This is a genomic window from Rubellimicrobium sp. CFH 75288 (assembly GCF_009904055.1).
Classification (GTDB): domain Bacteria; phylum Pseudomonadota; class Alphaproteobacteria; order Rhodobacterales; family Rhodobacteraceae; genus Rubellimicrobium.
Map to the genome: position 1 here is coordinate 1 of NZ_WYDP01000021.1, position 14,426 is coordinate 14,426.

Annotated in this window: 11 protein-coding genes and 2 pseudogenes; 9 read left to right on the forward strand and 4 right to left on the reverse strand. The window is 74.7% G+C overall.

The annotated features are described in order from the left end of the window. Positions 1-47 precede the first annotated feature (47 nt). Both GT358_RS14280 and moaB read left to right on the forward strand, forming a co-directional pair. Positions 48-872 (forward strand): uracil-DNA glycosylase, encoded by an 825-nt coding sequence (locus tag GT358_RS14280; RefSeq protein WP_166583313.1) that lies wholly within the window; start codon positions 48-50, stop codon positions 870-872. Positions 873-932: 60 nt separating this feature from the next. Further along, positions 933-1,448 carry a molybdenum cofactor biosynthesis protein B gene (gene moaB, locus GT358_RS14285; protein ID WP_166583314.1) on the forward strand — a complete coding sequence of 172 codons (516 nt, stop codon included), beginning with the start codon at positions 933-935 and terminating at the stop codon, positions 1,446-1,448. Between the two features lie 6 nt (positions 1,449-1,454). Here the strand turns inward: moaB and GT358_RS14290 are convergent, their stop codons facing one another. Further along, complete coding sequence (locus tag GT358_RS14290) at positions 1,455-2,243, reverse strand: protein-disulfide reductase DsbD domain-containing protein (RefSeq protein WP_166583315.1); 789 nt, start codon at positions 2,241-2,243, stop codon at positions 1,455-1,457. Between the two features lie 142 nt (positions 2,244-2,385). Here GT358_RS14290 and GT358_RS14295 point away from each other — a divergent pair, with 142 nt between their 5' ends. Continuing rightward, on the forward strand, positions 2,386-2,946 hold the full coding sequence (locus GT358_RS14295; RefSeq protein ID WP_166583316.1) for a YqgE/AlgH family protein: 561 nt from the start codon (positions 2,386-2,388) through the stop codon (positions 2,944-2,946). A gap of 63 nt (positions 2,947-3,009) precedes the next feature. Then, entirely contained in the window at positions 3,010-3,960 is a 951-nt protein-coding gene (locus tag GT358_RS14300; protein WP_166583317.1) for an endonuclease/exonuclease/phosphatase family protein, read from the forward strand. Between the two features lie 7 nt (positions 3,961-3,967). Here GT358_RS14300 and GT358_RS14305 read toward each other — a convergent pair whose 3' ends face one another. Beyond that, the gene (locus tag GT358_RS14305; RefSeq protein WP_166583318.1) at positions 3,968-4,534 is read right to left on the reverse strand and encodes a TlpA disulfide reductase family protein; all 567 of its coding nucleotides are present in this window, start codon (positions 4,532-4,534) and stop codon (positions 3,968-3,970) included. Between the two features lie 26 nt (positions 4,535-4,560). Here GT358_RS14305 and argH point away from each other — a divergent pair. From argH to GT358_RS14325, 4 genes and pseudogenes are all read left to right on the forward strand, one after another. Then, positions 4,561-5,986, forward strand: a pseudogene (gene argH, locus GT358_RS14310) (argininosuccinate lyase). Then, the gene (locus tag GT358_RS14315) at positions 5,983-6,189 is read left to right on the forward strand and encodes a hypothetical protein (protein ID WP_166583319.1); all 207 of its coding nucleotides are present in this window, start codon (positions 5,983-5,985) and stop codon (positions 6,187-6,189) included. The pseudogene argH and the gene GT358_RS14315 overlap by 4 nt, the downstream one beginning before the upstream one ends. Positions 6,190-6,247: 58 nt before the next feature. Next, the gene (lysA, locus tag GT358_RS14320; protein WP_166583320.1) at positions 6,248-7,513 is read left to right on the forward strand and encodes a diaminopimelate decarboxylase; all 1,266 of its coding nucleotides are present in this window, start codon (positions 6,248-6,250) and stop codon (positions 7,511-7,513) included. Then, entirely contained in the window at positions 7,504-10,161 is a 2,658-nt protein-coding gene (locus tag GT358_RS14325; protein WP_166583321.1) for a TIGR02302 family protein, read from the forward strand. Before lysA ends, GT358_RS14325 begins: the two co-directional genes overlap by 10 nt. A gap of 57 nt (positions 10,162-10,218) precedes the next feature. On the opposite strand, the gene GT358_RS14330 is transcribed toward GT358_RS14325, so the two are convergent. Beyond that, positions 10,219-11,226 carry a Fe(3+) ABC transporter substrate-binding protein gene (locus GT358_RS14330; RefSeq protein ID WP_371416302.1) on the reverse strand — a complete coding sequence of 336 codons (1,008 nt, stop codon included), beginning with the start codon at positions 11,224-11,226 and terminating at the stop codon, positions 10,219-10,221. Positions 11,227-11,460: 234 nt separating this feature from the next. On the opposite strand from GT358_RS14330, the gene GT358_RS14335 reads away from it, so the two are divergent. Further along, positions 11,461-13,116 carry an iron ABC transporter permease gene (locus GT358_RS14335; protein WP_166583322.1) on the forward strand — a complete coding sequence of 552 codons (1,656 nt, stop codon included), beginning with the start codon at positions 11,461-11,463 and terminating at the stop codon, positions 13,114-13,116. 16 nt (positions 13,117-13,132) lie between these two features. On the opposite strand, the pseudogene GT358_RS14340 reads toward GT358_RS14335, so the two are convergent. Next, a pseudogene (locus tag GT358_RS14340) lies at positions 13,133-14,426 on the reverse strand (chromosome segregation protein SMC); the annotation flags it as partial.

A 14,426-nucleotide genomic window follows, 5' to 3' on the forward strand; every position in this document is an offset into this window, starting at 1 on the left:
GCCGGACCCCCTGCCCCGCGGGCGCGCGCTGCTGTAGGGTCGGGACCATGCCGAGCGATCCCCAGCGTGCCGCCGACCTTGCCGCCCTGGCCTGGCTGATCGAGCTGGGCGCGGACGAGGCCATCGGGGATGTGCCGGTGGACCGCACGGCCCTGCCCGAGCGGGCGCCCTGGGCCGGGGCGCTGGCGGTCGCCGCGACGGCGCCCCCTGCATCCCCCGCCCTCGCCCCGCCCGCCCCGGCTCCGGCGGCCCCGGTCGTAGTCCCCCCTGCCGGCGCGGAGGGCGAGGCGGCGGCGCGGCTGGCGGAGGGGGCGGGGGACCTCGCGGCGCTGGCCGCGGCGATGGAGGCGTTCGACTGCCCGCTGCGGGCGGGCGCGCGGCGCTTCGTCTTTGCCGACGGCACGCCGGGCGCGCCGCTGATGGTGGTGGGCGAGGCGCCGGGGCGCGAGGAGGACATCGAGGGGCGCCCCTTCGTGGGGGCGGCGGGGCGGCTGCTCGACCGGATGCTGGGGGCGATCGGGCGCGACCGGGCCGAGGCGGCGCCCGAAAGGGCCGTCTACATCGCCAACGTCCTGCCCTGGCGGCCGCCCGGCAACCGCACGCCCACGCCCGAGGAGGTCGCGCGCTGGCGGCCGTTCCTGCTGCGCCACATCGCGCTGGCCGCCCCGCGCGTCATGCTGGTCCTGGGCAACACGCCGGCGCAGGCGCTGCTGGGACAGGGGGGGATCACGCGGCTGCGCGGGCGCTGGACGGAAGTGGAGGGGCGGCCCGCCCTGCCGTCCTTCCACCCGAGCTATCTGCTGCGCCGGCCCGAGGCCAAGCGCGAAGCCTGGGCGGACCTGCTGGAGGTGCGGGCGCGGCTGGGGGGCTGACGGTTGCGGAGCGCGCGCGGGGGGGCCATGCTGCGCGCGCCCCCCCTTGCGGAGAGCCCGATGACCAATGCCCCCCTTCGCCCCGTCCGCATCGCCGTCCTGACGGTGAGCGACACGCGCGACGCGTCCTCGGACCGCTCGGGCGACACGCTGGTCGGGCGGATCGAGGCGGCGGGCCACGTCCTGGCCGCGCGCGCGCTGGTGCGCGACGACCGCAAGGCCATCGCGGCGCGGCTGCGCGACTGGATCGCCGATCCCGGCGTGGAGGCGGTCATCTCGACCGGGGGGACGGGGCTGACGGGGCGCGACGTGACGGTGGAGGCGCACCGGGACGTGTACGAGAAGGAGATCGAGGCCTTTGCGGCGCTGTTCGCGCTGGTCTCGTGGGAGAGCGTGGGGACGAGCGCGATGCAGTCGCGCGCGACCGCCGGGGTGGCGGGGGGGACCTACCTGTTCGCGCTGCCCGGAAGTCCCGGCGCCTGCCGCGACGGCTGGGACCGGCTGATCGGGCCGCAGCTCGACAGCCGGCACAGGCCCTGCAACCTGGTCGAGATCCTGCCGCGCCTGCGCGAATAGCCCCCCTCAGGCCGGGGCGCAGCCGCGGATGTCCACCGCCTTGCCCCCGCCCAGCACGGTGATGCGCAGCCCCGAGCGGTCGAGCGCCGCCGCCCCCCCGTCCGTCGCCAGCGCCTCGGCCCGGGCGACGAGGACGGCGCCCTCGCGCCGGGCCACCGGCTCGGAGATCCAGAGCGCGGGGTCGGCCGCCTCGATCACCACCGCCTCCTCGGGCCCGAGCGGCGGCATGGCGACGTGCAGGGTCAGGCCCAGCCCGGCCCCCTCGGGCACGACGGCGCAGGTGGCCTCGGCGCCCGCCTCCTCCGGGGTGAGGGGGCGATCGACCAGCGCCGCCGCGATGCGCGGATCGCGGGTGCCCCCCTCGGGCAGGTCCGCCGCGAAGGGCAGGCGCAGGGGCACGCAGACATCGTGGCAGACGCCGATCTCGACGACGCCCTCCAGCCGGGCTTCCCCCTCCGTCACCGCGAGATCGAGCGGGATCGTCACCTCCCCGCCGTAGCCGATGGACCGCATCCCGTTGAAGTGGAAGACGTCGGGGACGGGCCAGCGCGGCTCCACCGCCCGGATGCCGGACGAACCCGCGAAGTCGAAGGCCGGCGGCAGTCCCGCCTCTCCCGGCGCGCGCCAGTAGGTCTTCCAGCCCGGCGCAAGCACGAGCCGCAGCGCCGCGATGTGGCGTCCCTCGACGGCGCGCCAGCCGGGCAGGACCTCGAGCCGGGCGAGGTCGGACGGAACATCGGCCCGCAGGGGCGAGGCGGCGACAAGGGCGAGGGACAGGACGGCGAACAGGCGCATGGTGCCGTCTTTCCAGACCGCGGACGCGGGTCCAAGTCACCTTCCCGCGAGAGCCCGGCCGGGTCGGCGGGCCGTGGCGCAGCGGCCGCAGCGACGCGGCGTCGCCTTGAAGCCGGGCGCCGCACGACCCATTCTCTCGGGCATGGACAGTCTGGCCGGACAATTCCTGATCGCCATGCCGGGCATGGGCGATCCGCGCTTCGAGCGGAGCGTCGTCTATCTCTGCGCCCATGGCCCCGAGGGGGCGATGGGGCTGATCGTCAACAAGCCGGCCCTCGACCTGCGCTTTGCCGACCTGCTGGACCAGCTGGGCATCCCGCGCCCCGACAGGGGGCTGCGCGACATCCGGGTGCATTTCGGCGGCCCGGTCGAGGGGGGGCGGGGATTCGTGCTCCATTCCTCGGACTGGGCGACGGAGGGCGGCACGCTGCGGGTGGACGACCGGGTGTCGATGACCGCGACGCTGGACATCCTGCGGCGCATCGCCGAGGGCGGGGGCCCGCGCGATTCGATGCTGGCGCTCGGCTATGCGGGCTGGGGGCCGGGGCAGCTCGAGGACGAGATCGGGCGCAACGCCTGGCTCACGGGACCCGCGCGGCCCGAGATCCTCTGGAGCCGCGCCAACGAGCACAAGTGGAACGCCGCGCTCAAGGCGATCGGCGTGGACCCGCTGGGCCTGTCCTCGGCCGCGGGGCGGGCCTGAAGCGTCACGCCCCCGTCACGGGGATGTGGTGATCTGCAGGAGCCCCCGAACCGGAGCCCTGCCATGCGCCCCCTGCCCGTCCTGCTTCTGGCCGCCCTGCCCCTGCCCGCCGGGGCGCAGGAGATCGCCCTGCGCGTCCTCAGCCTCAACATCTGGGGAGCGGGGCTGAACGAGGGGGCTGGGATCGAGGACACGGTGGCGGTGCTGCGCGCGGCGGAGGCCGACCTGGTCGGGCTTCAGGAGGTGCGGGCGGAATCGGACCCCTGCCTGGCCGAATCCTGTCCGCCTGCCGGCCCCTCGGTCGGGGCCGCGCTGGCGGAGGCGCTGGGGCTGTTCTACCACGAGCAGACGGAGGAGAACCCCGCCCTCTGGGCCGGGGGAATCCTCAGCCGCTGGCCGGTCGCGGCGGTGGCGCCGCACGATCTGGGCGTGGCGGTGGACCTGCCGGACGGGCGGCGGGTGTGGCTGTTCAACATCCATCTCGACGACGAGCCCTATGGGCCCTACCAGCTTCTGGGCATTCCCTACGGGCCCTCCCCCTTCACCGACGACCCGGCCGTGGCGATCGCCACCGCGGAGGCGACGCGGGGACCTGCGCTCGACCTGCTGGAGGAGTCGCTGCGCGCGGCCGAGGGGGCGGCGGCCGTCTTCGTGACGGGCGACTTCAACGAGCCCTCGGACCTCGACTGGACGCCGGAGGCGGCGGAGGCGGGGCTGCACCCGGTCGCGGTGGACTGGCCCGCGTCGCGGCGGATGCGCGCGATGGGCTTCACCGACGCCTACCGCGCGGTGCATCCCGACCCGGTGGCGCGGCCGGCCTTCACCTGGACGGCTCGGGGATCGGAGGACGACCCGGAGGACCACCACGACCGGATCGACTTCGTCTATGCGCGGGGCGAGGGGCTGAGGGTCGAGGACGCGTGGATCATGGGCGAGACGGGGCCCCGGACCGACCTCGCGGTCGATCCCTGGCCGTCGGACCACCGGGGCGTGCTGGCCGAGCTGCGGTTCTGAGGAGCCGTCAGGCGCCGCCTTCGGCCGCAAGCGCGCGCAGGATCGCCACGGCGCTCTCCGAGGACCAGTCGGCATCGCCCTGCAGGCGCGCAACCTCCTGCCCCTCGCGGTCGAGGATCACGGTCACGGGCAGGCCCAGCACCCCCATCTCGCGCGCGAGGGCCTGATTGGGGTCCCGCCAGAGGGGCAGCGCGCCGGGCCCCTCGGCCGCGCCCACCTCCGCCATAAAGCGGGCCATGGCGGCGGGGTCGTTGCGGCCCGTGGCCAGCGTGACCACGCGCACGCCCTCGTCCCCCAGCTCGGCCTGAAGGGCCGAGAGCGTCGGCATCTCCTCGCGGCAGGGGGCGCACCAGGTGGCCCAGAAGTTGAGCACCACCACCTCGCCCGCGAGGTCGGCGAGCGTCATGGGCGCGCCCGTCTCGGTCTCGAAGGCGCTCGTGCCGGCGGGACGGGGGGCGTCGTGAAGGGCGAGCTTGCGCATGTCGCCCTCGCGCAGCGCCGCGAGATCGGCGGCAGCCGCGTTTGCGGCGACAAGCGCCCCCGTGTAGAGAGCCGCGGCGACGAGCCTGTGCATTCCAGAACCTCCCGGAGAGGGTTTCCATGACCGACGACGCCCCGAGATCCGCACCATCCGGCGCCAACGCCATGTGGGGCGGGCGCTTCGCGGAGGGGCCGGACGCGCTGATGGAGGCGATCAACGCCTCCGTCGGCTTCGACCGGCGCCTGGCCGCGCAGGACGTCGCGGGCTCGAGGGCCCATGCCGCGATGCTGGCCGCAACGGGCATCCTGAGCCATAGGGATGCGGAGGCGATCGGGGAAGGGCTTCTCGCGGTCTTGTCAGAGATCGAGGCAGGGCGCTTCGCCTTTTCGACCGCGCTCGAGGACATCCACATGAACGTGGAGGCCGCGCTGGCCGAGCGGATCGGCGAGGCGGCCGGGCGGCTGCACACGGCGCGAAGCCGCAACGACCAGGTGGCGACCGACTTCCGGCTCTGGGTGCGGGACGCCTGCGACCGGGCGGGGGCGGGGCTGCGCGCGCTCCAGCGGGCGCTGGTCGATCAGGCCGGGGCGGGGGCGGACTGGGTCATGCCGGGCTTCACCCACCTGCAATCGGCCCAGCCCGTCACCTGGGGCCACCACATGCTGGCCTATGCCGAGATGTTCGGCCGCGACCGGGGGCGGTTCCGCGACGCGCGCGCGGATGAACGAATGCCCCCTCGGCGCGGCGGCGCTGGCCGGGACCTCGTTTCCCATCGACCGGGAGATGACGGCGGCCGCGCTGGGATTCGACCGGCCCATGGCCAACTCGATCGACGCGGTGTCGGACCGGGACTTCGCGCTGGAATATCTCGCCGCCGCGTCGATCTGCGCGGTGCACCTGTCGCGGCTGGCCGAGGAGCTGGTGATCTGGTCCTCGGCGCAGTTCCGCTTCGTGCGGCTGTCGGACCGCTGGACGACCGGCTCGAGCATCATGCCGCAGAAGCGCAACCCCGACGCGGCCGAGCTGGTGCGCGCCAAGGCCGGCCGCGTGCTGGGCGCCTCGGTCGGGCTGCTCGTGGTGATGAAGGGGCTGCCGCTCGCCTATTCCAAGGACATGCAGGAGGACAAGGAGCGCGTCTTCGACGCGGCCGACGCGCTGGACCTGTCGCTGGCCGCGATGGCGGGGATGATGGCCGACCTGCGCGCGGACCCTGCGCGGCTGCGCGAGGCGGCGGGGGCGGGACATGCCACGGCGACGGACCTGGCCGACTGGCTGGTGCGCGAGGCGGGCCTGCCCTTCCGCGAGGCGCACCACGTCACGGGCGCGGTCGTGGCACGGGCCGAGGCGCTGGGCTGCGATCTGGCCGATCTGCCGCTGGAGGAGATGCAGGCGATCGACGGGCGGATCGGCGAGGGGGTGCTGCGCGTTCTGTCGGTGGAGGACTCGGTGCGCAGCCGCACCTCGTTCGGCGGGACCGCGCCCGAGCGGGTGCGCGAGCAGGTCGCCCGCTGGCGCGCGGCGTTCGACGCGGAGGAGACGGGATGAGGATGCGAACGATCCTGGCGGCGGGCGCGCTGGCGGCGCTGGCGGCCTGCGGGGCGGACGGGCCGCCCGAGCGGCCCTGGGGAGAGCCCTCGGTCGGGGTGTCGGCCGGCTTCGGGCCGGGGGGGCCGAGCTGGGGCGGCAACCTGGGGACCACGTTCGGGACGGGCGGCGGCGGGTCGCTGTCGCTGGGCCTGGGGTTCTAGCCGGGGTTCCGCGCCCGCGCCCAGCCCGCTAGAAGGCGGCCCCGAGGGGGGCGCGGGGATGGACCATTTCGTTTACCGGGCGGGGCGGCTCTGGGCCGAGGACGTGCCGCTGGCGGAGATCGCCGAGGCGGTGGGCACGCCCGTCTATGTCTATTCCGACGCCACGCTGCGCCGGCATCTGGGCCTGTTTCAGGAGGCGCTGGACTGGGGGCCGCACCTTGTCTGCTTTGCGGTCAAGGCCTGCGGCAACGTCGCGGTGCTGCGCCTTCTGGCCGAGGCGGGGGCGGGGATGGACGTCGTCTCGGAAGGCGAGTGGCGGCGGGCGCGCGCGGCGGGGGTGCCGGGCGAGCGGATCGTGTTCTCGGGCGTGGGCAAGACGCGGGCCGAGCTGCGCTGTGCGCTGGCCGGCGGGGTGCGGCAGATCAACGTCGAGAGCGAGCCCGAGCTGCGCGCGCTCTCGGCGGTGGCCGCCGCGATGGGGCTCGAGGCGCCGGTGGCGATCCGCGTCAACCCGGACGTGGACGCGCGCACTCATCCCAAGATCGCCACGGGCCTGAGCGGGACCAAGTTCGGCATCCCCGCCGCGCGGGCGCGCGAGGCCTATCGGCTGGCGGCCTCGCTGCCCGGCATCCGGGTGGTGGGGGTGGATGTCCATATCGGCTCGCAGATCACGGACCTCGCGCCCTTCGAGGCGGCGTTCCGGCGGGTGGCGGAGCTGACGGAGGCGCTGCGCGCGGACGGGCACCGGATCGAGCGGCTGGACCTGGGCGGGGGCCTGGGCATCCCCTATGCCGGGTCGGGCGAGGTGCCGCCCTTGCCGCGCGACTGGGGCGCGGCGATCCGGCGCACGGTCGGGCATCTGGGCTGCGAGGTGACGGTGGAGCCCGGCCGCCTGATCGCCGGCAATGCCGGGGTGCTGCTGTCGCGGGTCCTCTATGTCAAGGAGGGCGAGGGGCGGGATTTCCTGATCCTCGACGCGGGGATGAACGACCTCGTGCGTCCCGCCCTCTATGACGCGCATCACGACATCGTCCCCGAGACCGAGGCCCCGCCCGACGCGCCGCGGCGCGTCTTCGACGTGGTGGGGCCGGTCTGCGAGACGGGGGACATCTTCGCCCGCGGCCGCGAGATGCCCGTCCTGGCCGAGGGGGACCTCGTGGCCTTCCGCTCGGCCGGGGCCTACGGGGCGGCGATGGCATCGGAATACAACAGCCGCCCGCTGGTGCCCGAGGTGCTCGTGCGGCGGGATCAATTCGCCGTCATCCGCCGCCGCCCGACCTTTGACGAGATGATCGCGCGCGATAGCGTCCCGCCATGGCTGTGACGCCCCCGCCGCTGCCCGGCGAGACCCTCCGGGCCAATCCCGCCCGGCGCCCTGCCGGCGGCGAAGCGTCCCTGCCGCCAGAGGCGGAGCGTCCCCTGCGCCTGACCCGGCTGGGGCTGGCGGCGGAGCGGGCCTTCCGGGCCTTCTGGCCGCTCTGGACCCTGCTCGCGCTCGGGCTGGCCTTTCTGACCACGGGCTGGCAGGACCGCCTGCCGCTCGAACTGGTCTGGTTTCTGGCCGTGGGCGGCGCCGTCGGGATCGGCGCGGCGGCCGGCTGGGGCGCGTGGCGCTTCCGCTGGCCGAGCCGCGCCGACGCGCTGGCGCGGCTCGATTCCACCATGCCGGGCCGACCGCTCGCCGCGCTTCTGGATGCGCAGGCGGTCGGGCGCGACGACCCCGCCTCGCGCGCGGTGTGGGAGGCGCATCGCGCCCGCATGGAGGCCCGGGCGAAAGGCGCCCGCGCCCCCGCGCCCGACCTGCGGCTGGCCGCGCGCGATCCCTACGGCCTGCGCTATGTCGCGCTGATCCTGCTCGCCGCGGGCCTGCTGTTCGGGGAGGCCTGGCGCATGGTCCGGCCCGGCGCGCCGGTCGCCCTGCCCGGCGGCGGGGCGCTGGCCGAGGGGCCGGTGTGGGAGGGCTGGATCGCGCCGCCCGCCCATACGGGCAAGCCGCAGCTCTACCTCGCCGACCTGCCGCCGGGGTCGCTCGCCATCCCGGAGGGCAGCCGCATCACGATCCGCCTCTACGGCGAGGTGGGGGCGCTGTCGCTGTCCGAGACGGTGTCGGCCCGCACCGGCGAGGTGCCCCCCGCCACGGCGCCCGAGCAGAGCTTCGAGGTCGTCCGCGACGGACGGCTGGCCATCGAGGGACCGGGCGGGGCGGAGTGGCGCGTCTCGGTCGTCCCGGACGAGCCCCCGGCGGTGGAGGTGATCGGCGCGGTCGAGGCCGACGGGCGCGGGCAGATGGCCCTGCCCTTCCGTGCCACGGACGATTACGGCGTCGTCGCGGGCCGGGCCGAGATCGTCCTGGACCTGCCCGCGGTCGAGCGCCGCCACGGCCTGATCCCGGAGCCCGACCCGCGCGAGGCGCTGGTGCTGGACCTGCCCATGCCCTTCGGCGGCGACCGCACCGCCTTCGAGGAGCGGCTGGTGGACGACCTGTCGCAGCACCCCTTCGCCAACCTGCCCGTCACCGTCACGCTGGTCGTCGAGGACGCCGCCGGGCAGGAGGGACGGTCCGAGCCCGTCGCGATGGTCCTGCCGGGGCGGCGCTTCTTCCAGCCGGTCGCGCGCGCGGTGATCGAGCAGCGGCGCGACCTGCTGTGGACGCGGGCCAACGCGCCGCGTGTGGCGGGACTGCTGCGTACGATCGCGCACCGTCCCGAGGACCTGTTCCCCGACCGCGCGCTCTATCTGCGCCTCAGCTACACGATCCGGCGCCTGTCGGCGATGGACCCGGCCGCCATGACCGCCGAGGAGCAGGAGGAGATCGCGCAGGCGCTGTGGGACCTCGCGGTGCAGCTCGAGGACGGCACCCTGCGCGACGCGCGCGAGCGGCTCGAACGCGCGCGGGAGCGGCTGTCGGAGGCGATGAGGAACGGCGCCTCGCCCGAGGAGATCGCCGAGCTGATGGACGAGCTGCGCGCGGCCACCGAGGACTACCTGCGGATGCTCGCCGAGAACGCGCAGCCGGGCCAGCAGATGGCCGATCAGCCGCAGGGGGCGCAGAACCAGGGGCAGGAGATCACCCGGGACGAGATCCAGGCCCTGATGGACCGCATCCAGGAGCTGATGGAGCAGGGCCGCATGGCCGAGGCGGCCGAACTGATGGACCAGCTCAACCAGCTGCTCGAGAACCTGCAGGTGACGGAAGGGGGCGGAGGGGGCGGCGGCCCGCCGCGTCCCGGCCAGCGCTCCATGGAGGAGCTGCGCGAATCGCTGCGCGAGCAGCAGGACCTGTCGGACGAGGCATTCCGGGACCTCCAGGAGCGCTTCCAGCCCGGCCGCCCCCGCGGCGAGGCGGGCGAGCAGCAGGGTCAGCAGCAGGGCCAGCAGCAGGGCGAGCAGGGGCAGCAGGGCCAGAACCAGCCGGGTCAGAACCAGCCGGGCGGCCAGGGAGGCCGCGAGGGCGAAGGCGGCGAGGGCAGCCTCGCCGAGCGGCAGGGCGAGCTGCGCCGCGAACTCGAACGCCAGCGGGCGGAACTGCCCGGCCTGACCGGCGAGGCTGCCGAGGCCGCGCGGCGCGCGCTCGAGCGGGCCGAGGGCGCCATGCGGCAGGCGGAGGAGGCGCTGGGCCGGGGCGATCTGCCCGGCGCCATCGACCGGCAGGCCGAGGCCATGGACGCCCTGCGCGAGGGGATGCGCAACCTGGGACAGGCGCTGGCCGAGAACGGCCGTCTGCCCGAGGACCGCGACACGGCCCAGGCAGGCGAGCAGGGCCAGGGCCGCCCCGTGCCAGGCCGACGCGACCCGCTGGGCCGCCAGCTGGGGCAGGGCGGCGAGTTCGGAACGGACCAGACGCTGGCCGACCGGGAGGACATGCGGCGGCGGGCCGAGGAGCTTCTGGCGGAGATCCGCCGCCGCGCCGCCGAGCAGGAGCGCCCGCGCGAGGAACTCGACTATCTGCGGCGTCTGCTCGAGCGGTTCTGAACACGATGGCGGCCGCCCCGGGGGGGGGGCGGCCGCGAAAGGGACGGCTCCGCAGGCTCAGGGAACGCCGGCGCGGTCCCAGATCTCCACGGCGAGCGCGGCGTTGTCGCCATAGACCGAGGCGTTCACCTCGCTCGCCTTGAAGTCGGTGAAGTCGCGCATGGGGCCGGTGATCTCCACGGTCTCGACCACCGGATATTCGTTGTTGCCGTCCGCGAGGATGCGCTGGGCCTCGTCCGAGACGAGGTATTCGAGGAAGGCCACCGCGTTCTCGGGGTTGGGCGCGTTGGCGAGCACGCCCGCGCCCGAAATGTTCACATGGGCGCCGCGGTCGTCCTGGTTGGGGAAGATGAAGGCGATGGAATCGGCCACGGCCACGTCCTCGGGCACACCCGAGGCCTTGAGCCGGCCCCAGTAATAGGTGTTGGAGATGGCGATGTCGCATTCGCCCGCCGCCAGTGCGCGCAGCTGGTCGGTGTCGCCCCCCTGCGGCTCGCGCGCGAGGTTGCGCCCGATGCCGCGGGCCCATTCCTCGGCCGCCTCCTCGCCCAGCACGTCGATCAGTTCGGCCAGAAGCGAGATGCTGTAGACGTTGGAGGAGGAGCGCATGCAGATCCGGCCCTCGAGAGCGGGATCGGCGAGGTCCTCGTAATCGGCCACGCCCTCGGGCAGGCCTTGCTCGACGTTGTAGAAGATGACGCGCGCGCGTGTGGTCAGGCCGAACCACAGGTTGTCGGGATCGCGCAGCTTCTCGGGGATGCGGCTCTGGAGCACCTCGCTCTCGACGGGCTGGAACAGGCCCAGCTCCTCGGCCCGGTGGAGGCGGCCGGCATCCACGGTGAGCAGGATGTCGGCGGGGCTGTTGGCGCCCTCGGCCTCGATGCGGGCCATCAGCTCGTCGGCCGAACCCTCGATCAGGTTGATGCGGATGCCCGTCGCCTCGGTGAAGGCGTCATAGAGGGCCAGATCGGTGTCGTAATGGCGGGACGAATAGAGGTTCAGCTCCTCGGCGGCGGCAGGAAGGCCGGCCGCAAGGGCCAGCATCGACGCGGTGACAAGTCGCACGGTGACATCCTTTCGGAATGAGGGACATGGTTTCCTGCCTGGGAGCGGGCCCGCCGCATGGGCGGCGGTCCTCCTGGGTCGGTCGGCGCGGATGGCGCTCCGCACGCGGGGGGCTTAGCACCCCGCCTCTTTCCTTACAAGAACCGTAAGGCTATGAGGGGCGCCGGACGGCCCGTCCCCGGGCCATGGAGGCTTCCCGCCGTGACAGCAATCCTCGGGCCGGACGCGCCGGACATGTCCTCTCCCCCCCGCCGGATCAGGGCTGGCGGGACCGGGGGGCGCACCCTGCTGGTGGGGGCGGCGCTCGGGGTGTGCCTGGCGGTGCTGCTGCCGATCCTGGCGGTGGTGAGCCAGGTCTTCGTCTCCTCGGGCGGGGTGTGGGCGCATCTGCGGGCGACGGTCCTGCCGCTCTATGTCGCCAATTCGCTGCTGCTGGTGGCGGGTGCCACGGCGCTGGCGGTGGCGATCGGGGTGACGGTGGGCTGGCTTGTGGCGGCCTTCGACTTCCCGGGGCGGCGGGTCTTCGAATGGGCGCTCATGCTGCCGCTCGCCATGCCGGCCTATGTGATCGCCTATGTCTATTTCGACCGGCTGAGCTACTGGGGGCCGGTGCAGCGCGGGCTGCGCGAGACGTTCGGCTGGGGACGGGGGGATTACTGGTTTCCCCAGATCGCCTCGTTGCCGGGGGCGGCCGTGCTGCTGGCGCTGGTTCTCTATCCGTATGTCTATCTGCTGTCGCGCGCGGCCTTTCTCGGCCAGCCGCAGGGCCTGATGGATTCGGCGCGCGCGCTGGGCCACAGCCGGACGGGTGCGTTCCTGCGCGTGGCGCTGCCGATGGCGTGGCCCGCGATCGCGGCCGGGGCAGCCTTCGTGGCGATGGAGACGCTCGCCGATTTCGGGGCGGTGAGCCATCTGGGCGTGCAGACCCTGACGACCGGCATCTTCCGCACCTGGTTCGCCCGCGGCTCGCTGACCGCGGCCGCCCAGCTCGCCGCCCTGCTCGTGGGCCTGGTCCTGACGCTGCTCGTGCTCGAGCGCCTGCTGCGCGGGGGGCGGCGCTTCGCCGGCAATGGCGGCGGACGGTCGGCGGGCCTCGTGCGGGTGCGGCTGGGGCCGGGGGCGGGCATCCTGGCGATGGCCGTCTGCCTGCTGCCCGTCCTTCTGGGATTCGCGCTGCCTGCGGCCGAACTGGTCCGGCTCGCGCTGATCGCCGGCGATCCGCTCTGGGGACCGCGCTTCTGGACCTTCGCCTGGAACAGCCTGCGCATGGCAAGCCTCGCGGCGCTGATCCTCGTCAGCCTCGCGGTGCTTCTCGCCTATGCGCGGCGGCTGACCGGCGGGCCGGTCGTCGGCGGCGCCCTTCTGGCCGCGAGCACCGGCTATGCCATGCCGGGGGCCGTGATCGCCGTCGGCGTGCTGATCCCGCTGGCCGCCTTCGACAACGCGCTCGATGCCGCGATGCGGACGCATTTCGGCCTCTCCACGGGCCTGCTGCTTACGGGAAGCGTGGCGGCGCTCCTGTTTGCCTATGCCGTCCGCTACCTGGCCGTGGCGCTCAAGAGCGTGGAGGCCGCCTTCGAGCGCATCCCCCCCAGCATGGACGAGGCGGCGCGCCTCCTCGGCACGGGACCGGCCGGCCTTCTGCGGCGTGTCCACCTGCCGCTGATGCGCCGGGGCCTGCTGACGGCCGCCATCTTCGTGTTCGCCGACGTGATGAAGGAACTGCCGGCCACCCTCATCGTGAGGCCGTTCAACTTCGAGACCCTGGCGACGCGCGCCTTCCGGCTGGCCACCGACGGCCGGCTGGAGGAGGCCGCGACCGCAGCGCTGATGATCGTCGCGGTCGGGATCGGACCCGTGATCCTGCTCAGCCGGGCCATGAACCGCTAGCGACCGCGGGGCGGGGTCAGGCCACCATCGCCTCGGCCGCGCGCAGGTCCACGCTGACGAGCTGGCTCACGCCGCGCTCCGCCATGGTGACGCCGAACAGACGGTCCATGCGGGCCATCGTCACCGCGTGATGCGTGATGACGAGAAACCGCGTCTCCGTCTCCCGCGCCATGGCCTCGAGCAGGTCGCAGAACCGGCCCACATTGGCGTCGTCGAGCGGCGCGTCCACCTCGTCGAGAACGCAGACGGGCGCGGGCGCCACAAGGAAGACCGCAAAGATCAGCGCAAGCGCCGTCAGCGTCTGCTCGCCCCCCGACAGGAGCGACAGGGTGCCCAGCGTCTTGCCCGGCGGGCGGGCCATGATCTCCACCCCCGCCTCGAGCGGGTCGTCGCCCTCCACAAGGGCGAGCCGCGCCTCGCCCCCGCCGAACAGGTGGCGGAACAGGCGGGCGAACTCCGCATCCACCCGCTCGAAGGCGGCGCGCATCCGCTCGCGCCCCTCGCGGTTGAGGGCGGAGAGCGCACGGCGCAGCTCGGCCACGGCCGCCTCGCAATCGGCCCGCTCGCGCATCAGCGCCTCGTGCTCGGCCGCGAGCGCGCGGGCATCCTCCTCGGCGCGCAGGTTGACGGCCCCCAGCGCGTCCCGGCGCCGGCGCAGGTCGTCGATCGTGGCGCGCAGCGCCTCGGCCGGGGGGATCGCGCCCGCATCGCCCCCCAGCCGGTCGAGCAGCGCGGCCGGCCCGAGGCCCGTGGTCTCGCCCAGCCGGCGCAGCGCCTCCGCAGCCGACCCGGCTGCGGCCAGGCGCAGGGCCTCGGCCCGTGCGAGGGCCTCGCGCGCCTCCGCGACGCGACGATCGGCCTCGCGTTCGGCCTGGGCCGCGTCGCGCAGGTCGGCCTCGGCGGCGCGGAGGACTTCCGCGGCGTCCCGGGCGGCGGCAGCGGCAGCCTCGGCGGCGTGTTCGGCCGCATGGCGGCGTTCGCGCAGACCCGCCGGCTCGGCCTCGGCGGCGGCCAGCGCGGCCTCGGCGGCGCGACGGCGCGCAGCGAGGTCGCCCGCGCGATCGGCCGCGACCTGCCGCCGCGTCTCCCATCCCTCCGCCTCGCGCGCGAGTTCGGCAAGACGGCGCCGGCGACCATCGGCCGCCCGGCGCAGCCGGTCCTCGGCCGCGCGGGCCGACCCGAATGCGGCCTGCACAGCCGAGAGCGCGGCTGTCGCCTCGCGCGCCGCCTGGCGCGCGGCCGCCGGATCGGGCAGCGCGGCGGCCCGTTCCTCGGCCTCGGCCAGCCGCGCGGTCGCCTCGGCCAGCGCG

Coding starts and splice junctions, on each gene's coding strand:
- GT358_RS14280 (WP_166583313.1), top strand. CDS start 48: ATGCCGAGCGATCCCCAGCGTGCCGCCGACCTTGCCGCCCTGGCCTGG.
- moaB (WP_166583314.1), top strand. CDS start 933: ATGACCAATGCCCCCCTTCGCCCCGTCCGCATCGCCGTCCTGACGGTG.
- GT358_RS14290 (WP_166583315.1), bottom strand. CDS start 2,243: ATGCGCCTGTTCGCCGTCCTGTCCCTCGCCCTTGTCGCCGCCTCGCCC.
- GT358_RS14295 (WP_166583316.1), top strand. CDS start 2,386: ATGGACAGTCTGGCCGGACAATTCCTGATCGCCATGCCGGGCATGGGC.
- GT358_RS14300 (WP_166583317.1), top strand. CDS start 3,010: ATGCGCCCCCTGCCCGTCCTGCTTCTGGCCGCCCTGCCCCTGCCCGCC.
- GT358_RS14305 (WP_166583318.1), bottom strand. CDS start 4,534: ATGCACAGGCTCGTCGCCGCGGCTCTCTACACGGGGGCGCTTGTCGCC.
- GT358_RS14315 (WP_166583319.1), top strand. CDS start 5,983: ATGAGGATGCGAACGATCCTGGCGGCGGGCGCGCTGGCGGCGCTGGCG.
- lysA (WP_166583320.1), top strand. CDS start 6,248: ATGGACCATTTCGTTTACCGGGCGGGGCGGCTCTGGGCCGAGGACGTG.
- GT358_RS14325 (WP_166583321.1), top strand. CDS start 7,504: ATGGCTGTGACGCCCCCGCCGCTGCCCGGCGAGACCCTCCGGGCCAAT.
- GT358_RS14335 (WP_166583322.1), top strand. CDS start 11,461: ATGTCCTCTCCCCCCCGCCGGATCAGGGCTGGCGGGACCGGGGGGCGC.